General features: G+C 66.7%; 13 protein-coding genes. 7 read left to right on the plus strand and 6 right to left on the minus strand.

All coding sequences use genetic code 11. The features are described from left to right. Positions 1 to 55: 55 nt before the first annotated feature. The 6 genes from KF724_05000 to KF724_05025 all read right to left on the minus strand — a co-directional run bounded on the left by KF724_05000 (position 56) and on the right by KF724_05025 (position 4,854). Entirely contained in the window at positions 56 to 850 is a 795-nt protein-coding gene (locus KF724_05000) for a 2-C-methyl-D-erythritol 4-phosphate cytidylyltransferase (protein ID MBX3355038.1), read from the minus strand. Between the two features lie 83 nt (positions 851 to 933). Beyond that, positions 934 to 1,167, minus strand: a complete 234-nt coding sequence (locus KF724_05005; GenBank protein MBX3355039.1) for a hypothetical protein — start codon at positions 1,165 to 1,167, stop codon at positions 934 to 936. Then, positions 1,167 to 3,245: a ferrous iron transporter B gene (locus KF724_05010; protein ID MBX3355040.1), complete on the minus strand. Its 2,079-nt coding sequence runs from the start codon at positions 3,243 to 3,245 to the stop codon at positions 1,167 to 1,169. Before KF724_05010 ends, KF724_05005 begins: the two co-directional genes overlap by 1 nt. After that, positions 3,220 to 3,531: a ferrous iron transport protein A gene (locus KF724_05015; GenBank protein ID MBX3355041.1), complete on the minus strand. Its 312-nt coding sequence runs from the start codon at positions 3,529 to 3,531 to the stop codon at positions 3,220 to 3,222. Before KF724_05015 ends, KF724_05010 begins: the two co-directional genes overlap by 26 nt. A 58-nt stretch (positions 3,532 to 3,589) precedes the next feature. Further along, a complete protein-coding gene (locus tag KF724_05020) occupies positions 3,590 to 3,898 on the minus strand; it encodes a (2Fe-2S)-binding protein (protein MBX3355042.1) in 309 nt (102 codons plus the stop codon). Beyond that, positions 3,895 to 4,854, minus strand: a complete 960-nt coding sequence (locus tag KF724_05025; protein MBX3355043.1) for a hypothetical protein — start codon at positions 4,852 to 4,854, stop codon at positions 3,895 to 3,897. The genes KF724_05020 and KF724_05025 overlap by 4 nt, the downstream gene beginning before the upstream one ends. A 91-nt stretch (positions 4,855 to 4,945) precedes the next feature. Here KF724_05025 and KF724_05030 point away from each other — a divergent pair, with 91 nt between their 5' ends. The 7 genes from KF724_05030 (at position 4,946) to KF724_05060 (ending at position 17,474) form a co-directional block, all read left to right on the plus strand. Next, positions 4,946 to 6,724, plus strand: coding sequence for a hypothetical protein (locus tag KF724_05030; GenBank protein MBX3355044.1), 1,779 nt, complete (start codon positions 4,946 to 4,948; stop codon positions 6,722 to 6,724). 4 nt (positions 6,725 to 6,728) lie between these two features. Beyond that, a complete protein-coding gene (locus KF724_05035; protein ID MBX3355045.1) occupies positions 6,729 to 7,775 on the plus strand; it encodes an extracellular solute-binding protein in 1,047 nt (348 codons plus the stop codon). Then, the gene (locus KF724_05040; GenBank protein MBX3355046.1) at positions 7,772 to 10,435 is read left to right on the plus strand and encodes an SMP-30/gluconolactonase/LRE family protein; all 2,664 of its coding nucleotides are present in this window, start codon (positions 7,772 to 7,774) and stop codon (positions 10,433 to 10,435) included. Before KF724_05035 ends, KF724_05040 begins: the two co-directional genes overlap by 4 nt. A 20-nt stretch (positions 10,436 to 10,455) precedes the next feature. Continuing rightward, a complete protein-coding gene (locus tag KF724_05045) occupies positions 10,456 to 13,425 on the plus strand; it encodes a VWA domain-containing protein (protein MBX3355047.1) in 2,970 nt (989 codons plus the stop codon). A 68-nt stretch (positions 13,426 to 13,493) separates the two neighbouring features. Further along, on the plus strand, positions 13,494 to 14,513 hold the full coding sequence (locus tag KF724_05050) for an AAA family ATPase (GenBank protein ID MBX3355048.1): 1,020 nt from the start codon (positions 13,494 to 13,496) through the stop codon (positions 14,511 to 14,513). Between the two features lie 34 nt (positions 14,514 to 14,547). Then, positions 14,548 to 15,489: a DUF58 domain-containing protein gene (locus KF724_05055; GenBank protein ID MBX3355049.1), complete on the plus strand. Its 942-nt coding sequence runs from the start codon at positions 14,548 to 14,550 to the stop codon at positions 15,487 to 15,489. Further along, entirely contained in the window at positions 15,486 to 17,474 is a 1,989-nt protein-coding gene (locus tag KF724_05060; GenBank protein ID MBX3355050.1) for a VWA domain-containing protein, read from the plus strand. Before KF724_05055 ends, KF724_05060 begins: the two co-directional genes overlap by 4 nt. Positions 17,475 to 17,517: the final 43 nt, after the last annotated feature.

The following is a 17,517-nucleotide window of genomic DNA, read 5'->3' on the forward strand; positions in this document are numbered from 1 at the left end:
ACTTGTCGGGTGTGAGCAGCCCGTGAACTCATCGTGCGCGGCTGGTGAAGAGCGGTCAGAAGCGCTTGTGGACGGCGCGGCCCTCGAGTTCGCGAGCGCCAAGGATCGCCCGAACGAGCATGAGGTCCGATGGCGTGGTCACCTTGACATTGCGGCTCTCACCGTCGACCACGATGACCGGCTCGCCGATGCGTTCGACGAGTTGGGCATCATCGGTGGCCCCGGAGAGATCGGGCTGGGCGTAGGCGCGCCTGAGCAGGTCCGCCCTGAAGACCTGCGGTGTCTGCACGGCGACAAGACCGACGCGCGGGATCGTCTCGATCACGCGCCGCCCGACGGGGCGCGTCTCATCAGCCATCTCACCGAGGATGGCCTCGGCCACATCGTCGTGTTCCTCGGCCTCGACGGCTTCTTCACTGACCCGCTTGAGCGTGCTCGACACCGGATCGCCGGGAATGACGGCATCATGGATCTTCGCCGCCTCGAAGAGGCGTGAGAGGAGCTCGTCACTCGCTGCCGGTCGCGCCGCGTCGTGCACCGCGATGTGCCTGCACTCCTCGGGCACAGCGGCGAGGGCGTTCCGCACGGTCTCCCAGCGCTCGAGGCGCCCGCCCTCGACCATGCGCACGCCGTGGAAGGAGAGCGGCGCCCCATAGCGCTCACGGAACTCCTCGAATCGATCGGGCGGTGCGGCCACGACGATCGCTCGGACTTCCTCGCGTTTGGTGAAGAGCTCGACCGTTCGAAGGAGCAGGGCTCGGCCGCCCAGGTCCTGCCCGAGCTTGTCACCGCCGAAGCGGCGGCTCTCTCCCGCGGCCGGAATGATGACGCCGATCGACATGGCACTCATGGGATGACCATGATGACAGAAGCGCCCCGCGCTGTGAACAGAGCCACATCCGGAATCCCGGCGACCCGGTCGCTGAGCTCGCTTCAGCGCAGCCGTTCGCCGTCAATCGTGAGCGGCGTGGTGCGCTTCGGGGCGTCGGCTGAGCAGCCGGGGCAGGTGGCTTTGCGACCGCGCGATGGCAGGAGCGGGCGAACGATGGCGATGGCGGCGCCGATCGCCAGGAGCGTGACGAGCCAGAACTGCCAGTCGCCCACAGGTAGCGACGCCATGAGGCTCTGCGCAACCGGGAGATGCGCCGTTCCGTGAAGACCGGTCATCATGCAGAGGCTCCAGCCATGATGGCCACATGGTAGGCGATCCACGCTGCCATCCATGCAAGGCCGCTCATCCAGATGAACTGGAGCGCCATCCACCCCCAGCTTCCGCTCTCGCGCTTGACCAGCACCATCGTGGGAAGGCACTGCATCGCCAGCACGAAGAAGACCAGCACGCTCCAACTCGTTGCAGCAGTGAAGACGGGAGCGCCATCGTCGCGCGTCATCGAACGCACTGCAGCGATGGCGCCCAGCTCGTCGTCGTCGCCTTGCGGCCCCTCGGCGAGCACCGACATCGTCGAAGTGAACACTTCGCGCGCAAGAAAGCTTGTCAGGACGCCCACCGTGAGCTGTCGATCAAAGCCAAGCGGGCTGAAGAGGGGTTCGAACAGGGAACCGAGGCGTCCGGCGAAGCTGCCCGCCTGCTGAACGCGGCCCTGAAGACGGTCGGCATCGTCGCTCAGTTCGGCGGCCTCCTCGGTTGCACCGCGCTCCTCGGCGGCGCTCGCCTGAGCCCTGAGGTCAGCGACCTCGGCGCCCTCGTCGGCAATGGGATAGGCGCTCAACCACCACATGACGATCGAGATCGCGAGGATCACGCTGCCGGCATTGCGAAGAAAGAGGCGACCTCGCTCCCACATCGTGATCGCCGCCGTGCGCAGGCTCGGCCAGCGATAGTCGGGCAACTCGATGACCATTGGACGCGATCGGCCTCGCAGGAGCGTCGATCGCACGAGAAGGGCCGTGAAGAGCCCCGCGAGGGCACCCAGCGCATAGCAGCCCACAAAAGCGAGTGCCGCGGCGACGGGGCGATCGATGAAGAGGATGGAGACGACCAGGGTGTACACGGGCAGTCGCGCGGAGCAGCTCATGAATGGCGCGACAAAGATCGCCGCCAGTCGGTCGCGCCGATCGGGGATCAGTCGCGTGGAGAGGACGCCCGGCAGGGCGCAGGCGTGGCTTGAGAGGAGCGGCACGAAGGCCTGTCCCGGAAGTCCGAAGCGCGACATCACTCGATCGACTGCGATGGCGGCTCGCGCAAGGTAGCCGGAGTCCTCGAGCAGCGAAATCAGGAAGAAGAGCAGGCAGATCTGCGGAAGGAAGACGAGCGCAATGCCGACACCCGCAATGACGCCATCGATGATGAGATCGCGGAACGCACCCTCGGGCAGCACCGTGGACACCGCCTCGCCGAGCGAGGCGATCAGCCAGTCAATTCCATCCATCGGAAAGGTGGCGACCCAGAAGATCGCCGTGAAGAGGGCCACCATCACCACGGCGAAGGCACCGATGCCCAGCAGCGGATGCGTCAGCAGGAGGTCGGCTCGTTCATGGATCGACTCGCGCTCATGGTGAGCCGCCGGGCCGCCGACGGCCGAAGCCACAGCGGTCTCCGTCGCCCACTCGGCCACGGCATTGGATGCCTCGGGGTTCGCGGGAAGCTGCGCCGAACGAGCCGCGAACTTCGCCTCGCTCCAGCCCTCACTCGCTTCGCGCTCCACAGTGTGAAGGAGTTGGTCAAGGCCATGGCCGCTCCTCGCCGAAATGGGAACGACCGGACACCCCAGTCGCCGCGAGAGCTCGCTCGCATCGATCGAGAGGCCGCGTCGCTGCGCGACATCGACCAGGTTGAGCGCCACGACCATCGGCAGGTGCCGTCGCAGCGCGGCCTGCACGAACTGGAGGTTTCGCGCGAGGTTCGTCGCATCAATCACGAGGATCGCGGCGTCGGGTACGCAGTCGCCGATGCGCCCCTCGATGCACTCGGCGCAGATGCGCGACTCGGGCAGTTCGAGCGACAGGCTGTAGGTGCCCGGAAGGTCGATCAGTTCATGCGTGCTGTTCGTGCCTCGCCATGCACCGGAGTGGCGCTCCACGGTGCTGCCGGGGAAGTTCGCGGTCTTTGCGCGCAGTCCGCAGAGGCGGTTGAAGAGCGTCGTCTTTCCCGTGTTCGGGTTGCCCAAGAGCGCAATGCGCCAACCCGCGGAGGTGCTGCCTCGCTTCGTCGGAGGGTGCGTCTCGCCCCCGGGGGCGGAGCCATGGGGCGGCGCTGGATCAGCGGCGCTCGGCGTCGGAGTCATGGCAGGGGGTCACAAGGATCTTGCTCGCCACCGAACCGGCCAGGCCGAGGCGAGTCGAGTCGACCTGCACGATGCATGGTGTGCCGGGCCGACAGACCCTGACTGTGCAGCGATCGTATAGGCCCATGGCGCGAAGAAGACAGCGCTCCTCTTCAGGCAGGTGCGTGAGCGTGGAGCAGTCCACCACCGCGCGGTCGCCCCGCTTGAGCTGAGTCAAGGGGACGCGGCGATCGGGAGCGGGGGTGTTGGCGTGGCCGGGAAGGGTCGGCATCGGAGGAGGACTCATGGGGAACGAGGCCTGGGCAGGCCACGAATCCTAGCAGGTCGTTGCGAATGAGTCTCAATTACCCGGGGCCCATGGCGTCCGGGGGCGCAGGAGGATCACTCCCCTCGCTGGGGCGTTCGCCGGTCGCACGGTAGTGCACCCGCTGAGAGGCATATTCCTCGGGCGAGATTCTCAGGTCGGGAAACACGCCTCTCTCGTACTGCCCGTGCAGGTGCTTCAGAAAGGGAATGCACCAGTGACAGCCGGTGCCCGCTCCCAGGCACTCGCTGAGTTGGCTGGGCACCGTCGGCTTCGTTCGCACCATGAAGTGGCGGAGCTTTCGAAGGCTCACCCGGAAGCAGAGACAGACATGGTCGTCGGGATTCACGGCGCGGCGCCACCGGCGCCCGGCGGCGCATCCGCTGGAGTTGAGGGTGGCATTCCACCCGGAGCGGTGCCGCCGCTTCCTGAAGGTGCCGAGCGATCCGTGGGCGTGGACGGGCTTCGTCCGCTGCGCCGCTCCGACGGCACCAGGCTCGTGACCGTGATGCGGAACCCATACTCGACGAATGTCCCGATGAACGGGGGATTGTCGAAAGTGCCTGCCTCGTACCGCGTGGGGTTCAGCGTGACCTGTGGGATGAAGACACCTCGAAGCGTGAAGTCACCGCCCGCGGTACCGGTTCGAACGGCGAGGTCATAGGGCCCGGTCTGAGGCTGTTGAAGCTGAATGAAGAAGGGGCGCCCGACATCCGTGCCGGTCGAGGGATCAACACAGATCACCTCCATCCGAATGCTCCGGCCCGACTGCTCGGTGGAGATGACGCGAACATTCCATGTGATGGGGCGCCGCAACTCGCGGTTCACGCCATTCATCCACCGTTCGACATCGGAGAACCAGCGCCGGGAGAGCAGCTCATCCGATCCACCTTCCTGCGGGGCTTGCTTCCCCGCGAAGTCGGCGGCGAAGCGAGCGCGAATGGCGTCAAGGATGCTCTGCGAACTGTCAAGCGGATTCGTGGGCGATGAAGGCGCGGAGCTGGCTGGCCCTGGTGCGTCGCCTGGTGGCGCTGGCGGAGTTGGCGAAGTGGCGTCGGGTGGCGGCGGCACGCGCCCGGGGCGAGGTTCAGCCGCGGCCTCCTCGAGTTCGCGAATCTTCGCGAGCGCAACGGCGAGGTCGGCCTCGAGCTTCTGGACGCGCTGGCGCAGACGCTCGTTCTCGAGTCGAAGTTCGCTGTCGCTCTGCGGCGCCAATGGGGCTGCCGCACTCGGCGAGGTCAGGCCGCCAAGGCAACCGAGGGCGAGCGTGGCCGAGATCACGAGCTTCGAGGCGAAGGTGCACATGGTGGGGTCCTCTCTTGTTCCGGGCGCGACGCGGGCCGATGATACCGCGGCGGAACTTCGCTCATTGCGAGTTGAGGGATAGACTGTGGGCATGACTTCGAACGACACTTCCAGGGCTTCCGTTCGATCTCTCCCCTCTGTCGAGCGCGTCGTCTCAGTCGCATCGCGTCGGCGCCGCGCTGCGACGGCATTGACGAGGCTCTTCACAACGGCGGCCATCTCCGCGGGCGCAGTGCTTCTGCTCGTGCTCATCGCGAGAGTGACACCCGCTCTCGGACTCCCGCCCGACTCAGCGTGGTGGACTTGGTTGATCGCGGCCGCGGCCGCTGTGCCGCTCGTTGCTGCGATCGTGCCGCTCGTTCGTCGGTCGCCGCTGCTTGACGACGCAATTGAAGTCGATCGACGCCTTGACCTCAGAGACCGCCTGTCGAGCGCGGTGTCGCTCGTGCGCGACGATGCGCCCTTCGCCGTGGCCGCGGTCCATGACGGCGAAGCGCTCGCGCGTGATCGATCGCTGCCTGCGCGAATCGCGAAGGCCTTTGCTGTTCAGGCGCCTCGGACCTGGTGGGTCGCGCCAGTGGTCGCGCTCGCTGCGTTCATGGCGCTCTGGCTTTTGCCCCAGTTCGACCCATGGTCGAGTGGTGCCGCCACGCGACAGGAGATTCAGCAGGCACGCGATGAGACCCTGCGCGAGGTGGAGGGCATTGTCAGGCAGATCGAGGAGAACCCCGAGCTTGCCGCCGCTCTCTCTGAGGATCTCGAAATGGCCCTCAAGGACCTTGAGCTCTCGACGCCCAAGGCACCCGAAGAGATTCGTCGCGAGGGGCTGCGCAAGCTCACCGAACTTGCCAACAAGCTCGATGACCTGCTGAAGGACGAGAAGATGCAGGCGCTTGAGGCGCTGAAAGACCAGCTCGCATCCCTCGAACTGCCCTCGTCGCCCGAAGCAGCGAAGTTCGCCGAGGCGCTCAAGCGTGGCGACTTCGGACGAGCCCACGAGGCGCTCAAGGCGCTTCAGGAAGAGCTGCGCGAAGGCACCCTCTCCGAGGAACAGCGAGAAGCGCTCGCCGAGGCGCTTGAGCAGATGGCGGAACAGCTCGCCAGCAGCGAGGCGGAGCGATCGGCGCTTGAGGATGCGCTACGAGCGGCCGGGCTCGATCCGGACCTTGCCGCCAATCCGAGCGCGATGCAGCAAGCCGTTGAGAACAGCCAGAACTTGAATGAAGCGCAGAGGCAGGCCCTGCGCGAGGCGATGAAGAGCCAGCAGAAGGCGTCCGAGATGCGCCGCGAACTGGCCGAACGAATGAGCAAGATGTCCAGCCAGTGCAAGGGCGGACAGGATTCCAAGGATGGTGGCGAGCCCGGTTCATGCATGTCGGAGACTCTCAGCCAACTCGAGATGCAGCAGGTCATGCGAATGCAGGCCGACGCGGCGCGGAGCGCATGCAGGGACGGCAAGGCGAGCATGTGCTCCGGCGGAAGCTGCTCCGGTACTGGCAGTGGAGCGGCCGATGGCAACGGGCAGGGCACCAGTGGTGGCATCGGATCGGGATTTCGACCGGAGATGCGGACGGCAACTCGGACCCGGGTCGAGCAGGCCAGCGGTCGCAAAGAGGGCGCCGATGTGATTGCCCGCGAGTTCATCGAGGGCGCACCGATCGTCGGTGAGAGCCATGCCGTCCTGCGTCGAGTCGAAGTGAACGCGACGGCAGTCGCTGAGGAAGGGAGTGACGACGATCCGATCCCGCCTCACCTCCAGTCGGTCCACAAGCAGTACTTCGGAACGCTCCGGCGCGAGATCGAGGCCCGTCGCCGCGCCGCGGAGTCAGCGGCTCCCGCACCGGCTGAGGCGGCGCCGGAGGCGCGTTGAGGTGATGGCGCCGCGCGTCGTGGCGGCGTGGTCATGCGGCATCACTCCGCGCGCGTGGACCGCATGCGTCGTCCTGCTGGCGCTCGCCGGCGGGATGATCTCCTGCCGCGGGGATCGAGAGCAGGAAGTGGTCGTCTACACCGCGCTTGACGATCACGCGGCGCGCCCCGTGCTTCGGCTCTTCACGGAACGGACGGGCGTGCGAGTCCGCCCGCTCTACGACACCGAGGTCAACAAGACGGCGGCGCTCGCGGCGCGGTTGAGAGCCGAGAGGGAGCGACCACGGGCCGATCTCTTCTGGTCGGGGGAGGCTGTTCACGCAGGACGGTTGGCTGCCGAGGGCATTCTCGAAGGCGGCGCCGATGGTCTCACTCCCACCATGCTTCGAGGCCGGGTGCTGGTCTTTGATCCAGCTCGCGTCGAGCGCGAGGAGGTTCCCACCGAATGGTGGGAGCTCTCGCAGGAGCGCTACGCCGGGCGCCTCGTCATGGCCGATCCTCGTTTCGGTTCAACCGGCGGTCACATGGCCGCGATGTATGCGATGGCGCAGGAGCGAGGCACCCCTGAACGGTTCGAGGCTTGGGCGCGGGACCTGAATCGCCATGGCGTTCGGCGCTTGACTTCGGGAAACGCCGGAGTCGTCCGAGCGGTGGCCGCAGGCGAGGCGGACTTCGGCATGACCGACATCGACGATGTGATGGCCTATCTCGCCCAACCCGGCGCGAAGTCGCTCGAGTACGCCGTTCTGCGACACGGCCCGAATCCTGGCGAGGGTCCTTTCCTCGTGATCGGCGTGGCGGGCATCGTGACCGCGGCGCCCAATCGCAAGGGCGCGCAGCGGCTGCTCGAATTCCTTGCGACCGATGAGGCGCAGCGGGCGCTCGAAGAGGCGGCGCCCGGCTTCTTTGCCTTGGACGCAGGAGAAGGGATCGGCCTTGCCGATGGCCTTCGAGTTGACGCCGCAGCCGTTGAAGCAGCGCTGCCGCGGGCGATCGAGGCGCTGCTCGGTGTCGGGTCAGCCTCCGAGCCCGGGGCGGGCTCCGAAACATGACCCTTGCGGCGCCGCGACGGGCGACCATGCTTCGCGGCGCACTCTTCGCAGCGGTGCTCGTCGTGTGGTTCATCGCGGCCTGCTTGCCACTGCTTGCAGTGATCTTCCCTGCACCAGAGCACATCGACGCCCCGGGTTCACTCGCGGCGGTCTCCCTCGCCGACCGTGCGCTGCTTGTTCGGACACTCGCCTGGCACGCGGTCGCGGCCTTCGCCGCAGCGCTCCTTGGGTGGCCAGTCGCTGCCTCGCTCGAAACGCGCTTGCGCCGCGGTGAAGGGCGGCAGCCGCTCCTGATGGTCACCGTGGCCGTGACTCTCCTTGCGCCATGGGTGCTCTTCGCCGCATGGTGGACCGTTCTTGCGCCCGGCAATCTGCTGCACGACTGGCTGGCCAGTCACGGTCATGGCACGAGCCTGCGCCGGGCAACCCTTCTCGCCGGATTGATCGGCTGGGGCTGGGCACCGGCGGCGCTCGTCATCATGGTGTGGCGAATGGCCGATGATGGAGCCTCGCGCGTGCTCGATCGCCTCGATGGGGTGCGCGGTGCGCGTCGGCTCACCAGTGCTCTTCGCCGCGATGCGGGGGCGCTCGTGGCGGCCGTCATCATCGGCATGCTCGCCTTTGGTGCGGACACCGTCTGTTTCGATCTCGCGCAGGAGCCCTCGATCGGCTTCGAGCTTCGTTCGCTCGAGGCGCAGGGCGCCGCGAGCGCGGTCATCATGAAGGCGGCCATGCCAATGATGATCACAAGTGCCGTGTTGGTCGCCGCGGCCATGATCCTCATGATCCTGATGATCTCGGTGAACGCGGGTCTGGCCGTGGGGCGAACTCGAGGCGCATCGGTATGGTCGACGGAAGTAGGATGCGCACCATCGAGTCTGCGGCTCGCGGCGCTTCTGGCTTTCGTTCCTGGCGTGCTGGTGGCCATGCCCCTCGCCGTGCTCGCTTGGCGCACGCTTCGCGATCAGCGAGGATTGGAGTTCGTGGTGCTCCATGGACAGGGAGCCGTGAACGCGCTCCTGGTCGTGGGAAGCGTGGCCCTTCTCGGCGGTCTTCTTGCCGCCTTGCACGCGGAACTCGCGATTCGAGGCGCTCCGGAAAGTGGCAGCTTCGGGCGGCGAAGCACTCTTGCTGCGAAGCTTTTCATGGTGATGCAGTTCGTGGTGGTCGGCGGGTGGCTGCTCGCCGCCACGCTGCCCGCGGCGCTCTATGCCGCGGCCGTTCGTCGAGCGTGGATGGCGCTTCCGATCCTGCACGAACCCCTCGAGACGCCGGTGGCAATGGTCGTGGCCGAGGTCGGGCGATTCGGGGTCATCGCCGTGCTCCTCGGTGCCTGGGCGGGGCGTACCTGGCGAGCAAGCCGAGGTGAGATCGACCATCTGGACGGTGCCGCGCGAGCGATCATCGTGCCCCTCGCGGGTCATCGACGATCGCTCCTTCTGGCGGCCCTCGCCGGAAGCGCTGCGCTCGGTGCGCTTGCAGCCAGCGAGATCGCCGTCGCCGCCGCACTTGAACCTCCTGGCTTCGACTGGCTCGCGTCGAGCCTTCTCAATGCGATCCACTATCAGCGGCCCGCGTCCGTCTCACTTGCCATCCTGGTCACCGTCGCGCTCGCCCTCGGGGCTGCCACCGTCGTCGTCATCACGGGCGGACAGGCGATCTCGCCCCGCCGGCTTCACCGGAGTCGCATGGCGGTGCTGCTTCTTGCCCTACTTTCAGGGATGGCGAGCCTCAATCCTGGATGCGCCCGCCATGAGGAGAGCGAACTTCCTGAACTTCGGGCCTCGCGGGTGACGGGTGGGCCTGGCATCATCGACGGGACCTTCGAGCGGCCTCGGGCGATCGCGGTCGATCCCACCGACGGCGCGCTGGTGGTCATCGACAGGACGGCGCGGGTGCAGCGCTTCGTCGACGGCGTGTTCGCGGGTTCCTTTCGAATGCCGGAGTGGGCGCTCGGCCAGCCGGTCGGAGTCTCCATTGCGCCCGATGGCACGATGCTGATTCCCGACACGCACTATCACCGCATCATTCGATATGACCGCTCGGGTCGGGAGATCGAGCGCTTCGGGCGTTACGGCTTCGGAAATGGAGAGTTCATCTATCCGACCGACATCGCCATTGCGGGCGATGGCCTGATGTACATCGGCGAGTACGGCAGCAATGACCGGATTCAGGTCTTCACGGGAGATGGCACCTTCGTGAAGGCCTTCGGAGGCCCGGGTGATGCGCCAGGTCGCTTCGAGCGGCCGCAGTCTCTGGCCCTCTCGCGCGATGAAGCCGAGCTCTTCGTGGTCGACTCCTGCAATCACCGCATTCAGGTGTTCGATCGGCAGAGTGGAGAGTTGAAACGAATCCTCGGACGGCTCGGGCGCAATCCCGGGGAGTTCGCCTATCCGTGGGCGATGGCACTCCTGCCCGATGACTCGCTGCTTGTCGCGGAGTGGGGCAACGATCGAGTGCAGCGCATCGATCCGCTCGATGGGCGCTCGCTCGGTCTCTTCGGCGGACGAGGTCATGCCAGCGGGCGACTGATTCACCCGTGGGCAATCGCCGTTGATGCGGAGTCGGCCCACATCGTCGACATGGGCAACCATCGCGTCATCACCGTCCCTCTCTCGTCGCTGGGAATCGACCTGCCTTCAGGGACGGCACGCCGCTGACTGCTAGCCTGTCAATGCTGATGCCCATCACCTTCGAGCATCCCTGGTGGCTTCTTCTGCTGCTGATCCTCCTGCCGCTCTGGTGGCTGGCCTGGCACAGCGAAGCGGTGCTGGGGCGGTTCAAGGCGCGCCTCTCCTTTGCGCTCAGGGTGATGGTGGTCCTGCTTCTGACTGGAAGTCTCGCCCGTCCCCTCATTGAGCGCACGGGCGAGGGCGTGACTTCGCTCATCATCTTCGATGCGAGCCGCTCGGTGCCGTTGTCTCTCCAGGAGCAGGCCACGGCGTTCCTTCAGCGCGCGGCGGCGTCGCGCGAGCGTCCTGAGGATGGGGTCGGGCTCATCACGGTCGCGATGGAACCGGAGATTGCAGCGCTTCCCTCGCCGGTGACGGTCGTTTCGGAGATTGGCCACGCGGGTCCGACGGAGGAGACCAATCTCGAGGCCGCACTTCGACTTGCCCTGGCCACACTGCCGCGCACGACGGCGAATCGCATCCTGCTCGTGTCCGATGGCAACGAAACCTCGGGCTCGCTGATCGCGGCGGCTGAAGAGGCCTATGCCGCCGGCGTGCCGATCGATGTTGTTCCACTCGAGTTCCAACTGACCTCTGAAGTGGTGGTCGAGGAGTTGCGAGCGCCTTCAAGAGTTCGCATCGGCCAGCCATTCGAGGCGCGCGTGACCATTCGGTCGCCGGTCGATGCGCCGGGCAACCTGCGCCTGCTGGTCGACGATCAGCCGATCGATCTCGACCCCTCGACACCGGGCGATGGCCAGCGGGTCACGCTGCGATCGGGCCCCTCGCAGTTCCCGATTCCGCTCACCTTCGAGGGTTCAGGGGCGCGGCGTCTACGGGTGATCTTCGAACCCGATCCCTCCGTTGGGGACGCGATCGAGGAGAACAATGTCGGCGAAGCGATCGTCTTCGTCTCGGGCGAAGGGCGCGTGCTCTTCGTCGACGGCGGGGGCGCTGGCGCCGAGGTGGAGGTGCTCGCGACGGCCATGCGACGATCCGGCATCGATGCTGAAGTGGTCGAGCCGCGCGCGCTCGACGCGGGCGCCGCGTTCATGGCCGGTTTCGATTCAGTCGTGCTCGCGAATGTTCCGCGTTGGTCACTAGGCCTTGAGACGGATGCGGCGCTCTATAGCTATGTGCATGACCTCGGCGGGGGGCTGGTCATGCTCGGCGGAGATCAATCCTTTGGCGCTGGTGGATGGATCGACTCGGAGACGGCCAAGGCGCTCCCCCTTCGCCTCGACCCTCCACAGACGCGGCAGATTCTCCGCGGGGCTCTTGCGCTCGTGATGCACTCCTGCGAGATGCCGCAGGGCAACTACTGGGGGAAGCAGGTGGCCATCTCCGCGATTGAGGCGCTGACGCGACTCGATCATGTGGGCATCGTCGTCTATGACTGGGCGGCGGGCATGACCGGCGCAAGCTGGGCCTTTCCGATGCAGCCCGCGGGTGACAAGCGCGCGGCACTCGCGGCCGCGAATGCGATGCAGGTGGGCGACATGCCCGACTTCGCCCCATCCCTTCGCATGGCGCGTGAGGGGCTCCTTTCGGTGAAGGGAGGGGTCAAGCATGCGATCATCATTTCTGACGGCGATCCACAGGCGCCGCCCCCGTCGCTGCTCAACGACTATCGCCGCGACGGCATCACCATCACCACGGTGCTCGTGGTGGGTCACGGGACGCAGGCGGATCACGACAAGATGAAGTTCATGGCGGATTCGACTGGTGGGCGCTTCTACTTTGTGAGGAACCCGCGCGATCTCCCGCAGATCTTCATCAAGGAGGCGTCCGTCGTCTCCCGCTCGCTGCTCCAGGAGGGGCGCTTCGCGCCCCAGCTTCAACCCATGGCCAGCGGTCCGACCAAGGGCGTCACGACGGTGCCGCCTGTTGATGGCTTCGTGCTCACCGTGGCGCGCGAAGGTCTGGCGCAGACGCCGATCACGCTGCAAACGGCTGAAGGCCCCGATCCGCTCCTTGCCTATTGGAATCATGGCCTTGGTCGAGCCGTCGCCTTCACCAGCGATGTCAGTGGACGCTGGGGCGCGCCGTGGGCGGCCTGGCAGGGGGTTGGTCCATTCTGGGAGCAGGTCATTCGATGGTGCATGCGACCGCCGCAGCCACGCGACGCCTCGCTTCGTGTGCAACTCGAGGGCGGCCGCGCGACGGTGGAACTCGAAAGCGCCGTGACGACGGGGGCCGCGGTCCAGGCGACGATGGTCGGACCCGACGGCCGCGCCAGAGTTCTTCCGCTCAGGCAGGTGGCGGCGGGGCGCTGGCGTGGTGAGTTTGAGACCAGCGACCAAGGGGCCTATCTCGTCAATGCGGGCTTTGCCTCGGAGTCACCCGATGGAGAGCGGCGCGTGAGTTCAGTGCAGGCCGCCGTCAGCGTGCCCTACGCGCGCGAGTTCCGCTCACTGCGCGACAACAGCGCCGTGCTCGAGGCCGTGGCCAAGCGCACCGGCGGTCGGGTGATCAAGCTCTCCGACACGGTCGGGGTTTCGCTCTTTGAGCGAGCAGGCATCCAGGCGCCGCGCACGGCTCGACGGGTCTGGGATCTTCTGGCGATCCTTGCGGCTGCTCTCTTCCTGGTCGATGTCGCGTCGCGTCGCCTCGCCTTTGATTCAAAGGAAGCTCGAGAGAGAGCCGCTCGCGCCATGGGGCGCGTCGAAGCGGTCGGTGACGCGAGCGTCGCCGCATGGCGGAAGGCACGGGAGCGCGCCGCACGGGGGGATTCGGAGCCGAAGGCAGGCGACGAGGTCTCGGCAGTGCCGCCGCCGACCCGGCGTGCAGCCCCGGTTCGTCCCGAGGGCCAGGCGGCACCTGAGGGCGAAGCTCCGCGAAAGACACCGGACCCGCGCTCGGCGCCTCCCGGCACCGGCAACGAAGCCGATGGCCTCGCTCGCCTGCGTGAAGCAAAGCGCCGCGCCCGAGGCGATGATCGCGACTCCCAAGGACCTGAACAGGGAGGTGGCACTTGACCCCGCCACAACCGTCCAATCCAGCACCACCATCAACCGCAGCGAGCGGACCAGCCGGCGTCGCGACCATCGATGCCAATGCCGCCGATGTCGAGGCGGTGCGCCACGCCTGCGCCGCCTTTCGCACGACGGGTGAGGCGCTTCGCAAGGCCGTCGGTCGGCGCCTGGTCGGTCAGACGCAAGTCGTCGAAGAGACGCTGCTCGCGCTCTTTGCCGGCGGCCATGTGCTCCTTGAGGGCGTCCCCGGCCTCGGCAAGACCTTGCTGGTGCGCACGCTCGGCGAAGTGATGGCGCTCTCGTTCAATCGAATTCAGTTCACACCTGACCTCATGCCCGCCGATGTGACGGGCACGACCATTCTCGTCGAGGATGCTGCGGGCGGGCACCGAACCTTCCAGTTCCGCGAGGGGCCGATCTTCGCGAACATCGTCCTCGCCGATGAGATCAATCGAGCCACTCCGAAGAGCCAGTCGGCGCTGCTTGAAGCGATGCAGGAGCGCTCCGTCTCTGTCGGCGGAGTCACGCGACGACTGCCCGAGCCCTTCCTGGTGCTTGCGACGCAGAACCCGATCGAGCAGGAGGGGACCTATCCGCTCCCCGAGGCACAACTCGATCGCTTCCTCTTCAAGGTCACCGTGCCCGCGGCGTCGCGCGAGGAGCTCAACGAGATCATCAAGCGAACGACCGCAGGCGAAGCGGCCCATCTTGAGGCCGTGATCGACACGCAGGCGATCGTCGCCGCCCAGCGCCTCGCGCGGCGCGTGGTGGTCGCCCCGCATGTGAAGGACTGGTGCATTCGAGTCGTGCTCGGGACCCATCCGGGTGGCCCGTTCGGAGACGCGTTCGTCGCCCGCTACCTGCGCGTCGGTGCAAGTCCGCGCGGCGCTCAGTCGATGTTGGCCGCCGCCAAGGTTCGCGCCCTGCTTGATGGTCGCTATGCCGCGAGTGTCGCGGATCTCCGTGCGGTGGCGCTGCCGGCCCTCAGGCATCGCGTCTTCCGCTCCTTCGAAGCGGAAGCCGAGGGGCGGACGGCCGACGAGATCGTGACGCGCGTCATCGATCGCACCCCGGTGGAGGCGGCACCGTGAATCCGGGCATTGGTGCCATGATGGAGTGTGAACGATGAGCGAGCGCAGCTTCAGCGAGAAGCCTCCGATCCTTCGCCGCGCGACGCGCCTGGACGAGCTCATCGACGGTCGGTTGATGGCCAAGCTCGATCAGGTCGATGTGGTCAGCCGCAAGATCTTCCAGGGCAAGATCCAGGGTGAGCGGCGGAGCAAGCGGCGCGGCCAGAGCGTCGAGTTCGCCGACTTCCGACCCTATGTGCATGGCGATGACCTTCGCTTCGTCGACTGGAACATCTACGGACGGCTCGACCGCCTCTTCCTGAAGATGTTTCTCGAGGAAGAGGACCTCTCGCTGCTGATTGCGATCGACGCCAGCGCCTCGATGGACTGGGGCAACCCGAACAAGCTCGAGTATGCACGGCGGCTGGCGATGGCGCTGGGCTATGTGGGGCTGGTCAATCACAACCGTGTGACGCTCATCTCGTTCAATGGCAGCGGCATCAGGAGACTCTCCAATCTTCGAGGCCGGCGTCGGACCTCGGAGATGGGTCGATGGCTCCTCCAGATGGAGGCATCCGGCGAAGCGCCGTTCGGTGACACGATGCGCTCGATCGCGCTGTCGCGCCAGGGTCGCGGCGTCATGCTGGTCCTCTCGGACTTCATGGTGCGCGAGGGCTATGAACGAGGCCTGCGCTACCTGGTCGGCCGCGGCTATGACCTCTTCCTGATGCAACTCCTGTCACCAGAAGAGCTCGATCCCGGCACGCACGGTCTTTCCGGCGATCTCCGCCTTGAGGACATCGAGGATGGCTCCACCGCAGAGGTCACGGTGAGCGGCGGGCTGCTGCGCCATTACCGCGAGCGCCTCGATGCCTATCTCGCCGGATTGCGCGACTTCTCGATTCGCCGCTCCATGACCCATGTGGTCATCGACACCTCGACCGACATGGATGTCCTGCTCATGGAGTACCTGCGGCGTCGAGGTCTCCTGCGATGACTTGGCTGACGCCATTCACCGGGATCGTGCTTGCGGCCATCACGGTGCCGCTTCTGCTGGCGCTCTACTTCCTGAAGCTGCGTCGGCGACGCCGCGCCGCACCGACCACCATGCTCTGGCGCCGGGCGGTGGAAGACCTCCGCGCGAACGCACCATTCCAGCGCCTGCGACCGAGCTGGTTGCTCTTTCTCCAGCTTCTCGTCCTGATTCTGGTGGCGCTCGCCGTGATGCAGCCGCGCATCGACCTGGGAGCGGCGCGCGGCGGTCGCGTCGTCATCCTGATCGACAACTCCGCGAGCATGAACACCACCGATGGTCCCGGTGGGCGCACGCGGCTGGATGAAGCCAAACGGCTCGCGCGCGAACGCATCGACAAGCTGATGTCCGGCGGGCTCTTCTCCGGAGCGCCCAGCGAGGTGATGGTGATCGCCTTCAGCGATCGCGCCGAGGTTCGATCGCCCTTTTCGGGTTCCCGCGAACAGGTGCTCGCGTCGGTGGATGGCATCGAGCCGTCCGACGCCGCGACACGCATCGGTGAAGCCCTCACGCTGGCCCGGGCCTTCACCACGCAAGTGGACCCTGATGCGGTCGATCTTCCTCCGGAGCGCCCGGCGCAGCTTGAACTCTTCTCCGATGGCCGGATCGCCGATCTTGCCCAGCATCCACTTCGCAGCGGAGAGACGCTCCGGTATGTCGTCATCGGTCGACCTGACACGGTCAACGCCGGCATCGAGACGATTGCCGCGGACCGCTCCGTGCAGCGACCGGAGGAGATCGAGGTCTTTGCCGCCTTCCGAAACACGGGGCGCGAAGCGGTTCGTGCCGACGCCCAGCTTCTCGTCGACGGTCTGACTCGCGCGATCACGCCGAGACCGGTGGAGATTCCCGCAGCCCAGGAGGTAGGTGGCCGTCTCGAGCCGGGCGTGGCACGGCTTACCTTCAGGCCGTTTGAGCAGACGCGTCAGGGAACCGTCGAGGTGCGCCTCGTGCTCGACGACGCCTACGCGGTTGACAATGTCGCCCGGCTTGTCACGAATGCCCCGAAGCGGCTCCGCGCTGTTCTGGTGGGCGACCAGCTCTCGCTGCTTCAGGCTCTGCTTGAAGCGCTGCCGCTGGCTGAGCTGCGTGTCATGACCTGCGCGCAGTTCACCACGGAGGTCGATGGGGGTCGTGTCGGCCCGGACTACGCCGATGTTCTGATCCTCTCGAACTGTTGGCCCGAGGCGCTGAGCCATGGGCGCATTCTCTCCTTCGGCCTTCCCAAGGGCAGCGCTGCGCCGGCGTTCAATGCCTTCGGGGAGAAGTCCGCGGTGCGCATCGCCAGCGCCCAGCGCGACCATCCCACGCTCAGCGCCGTCAATCTCGATGAGGTCGTGATCGCCCGCATGACTGCGACGGCACCTTCGCGGGAAGTGCAGATCCTGGCCGAGTCAATCGACGGCCCGGCGATCGCCTTTGCGCAGCGAGGCACGCTTCAGGCGGTGGTGGTGACCTTCGATCCGCTCGACAGCAACTGGCCCTTCCAGCGCAGCTTCGTCAACTTCGTCGCCAATGCCATCGAATGGCTAGGCGCGCTCGGTGATGCGGCGATCGGCGGCACGCTGGTCCCCGGCGATGTGATCACCGCGCGCCTCCCCGCGAGCGCCCGCGACATCCAATTGACGCTGCCTGATGGTCGTCGCGAATCACCCGCGGTGGCCCATCCCACGCAGTTTGCCTGGGGGCCGGTGCGACGGGCCGGCGTCTACGAGTTGAGCTGGGTCCAGCGCAATGAACGCGAGAGTCGTCGCTTCGCGGTGAACATGCTCGATGCCGACGAAGCGGTCATCGGTGCCGCCGAGGCGATTGCCGTCGGGACCGAGCGTGTGCAGGGGCGCGGGGGTGGAGGTGGTGTGCTCACCGACCTCTGGCCGTGGGTCATCGGCGCTTGTCTGCTGCTGCTCGCCGCGGAGTGGTGGGTGTATCACCGACGGCACTGGCTCTGAGCCCAGCGCCTCGTCAGCACCCGCGGCGGCTCGGATACCATGC

The sequence above is a fragment of the Phycisphaeraceae bacterium genome (genome assembly GCA_019636735.1).
In the GTDB taxonomy this organism is placed as follows: Bacteria; Planctomycetota; Phycisphaerae; order Phycisphaerales; family SM1A02; genus VGXK01.

Excerpts from the sequence above, each read along its gene's own strand:
- KF724_05000 (MBX3355038.1), bottom strand. The coding sequence starts at position 850 with ATGAGTGCCATGTCGATCGGCGTCATCATTCCGGCCGCGGGAGAGAGC.
- KF724_05005 (MBX3355039.1), bottom strand. The coding sequence starts at position 1,167 with ATGACCGGTCTTCACGGAACGGCGCATCTCCCGGTTGCGCAGAGCCTC.
- KF724_05010 (MBX3355040.1), bottom strand. The coding sequence starts at position 3,245 with ATGACTCCGACGCCGAGCGCCGCTGATCCAGCGCCGCCCCATGGCTCC.
- KF724_05015 (MBX3355041.1), bottom strand. The coding sequence starts at position 3,531 with ATGAGTCCTCCTCCGATGCCGACCCTTCCCGGCCACGCCAACACCCCC.
- KF724_05025 (MBX3355043.1), bottom strand. The coding sequence starts at position 4,854 with ATGTGCACCTTCGCCTCGAAGCTCGTGATCTCGGCCACGCTCGCCCTC.
- KF724_05030 (MBX3355044.1), top strand. The coding sequence starts at position 4,946 with ATGACTTCGAACGACACTTCCAGGGCTTCCGTTCGATCTCTCCCCTCT.
- KF724_05035 (MBX3355045.1), top strand. The coding sequence starts at position 6,729 with ATGGCGCCGCGCGTCGTGGCGGCGTGGTCATGCGGCATCACTCCGCGC.
- KF724_05040 (MBX3355046.1), top strand. The coding sequence starts at position 7,772 with ATGACCCTTGCGGCGCCGCGACGGGCGACCATGCTTCGCGGCGCACTC.
- KF724_05045 (MBX3355047.1), top strand. The coding sequence starts at position 10,456 with ATGCCCATCACCTTCGAGCATCCCTGGTGGCTTCTTCTGCTGCTGATC.
- KF724_05055 (MBX3355049.1), top strand. The coding sequence starts at position 14,548 with ATGAGCGAGCGCAGCTTCAGCGAGAAGCCTCCGATCCTTCGCCGCGCG.
- KF724_05060 (MBX3355050.1), top strand. The coding sequence starts at position 15,486 with ATGACTTGGCTGACGCCATTCACCGGGATCGTGCTTGCGGCCATCACG.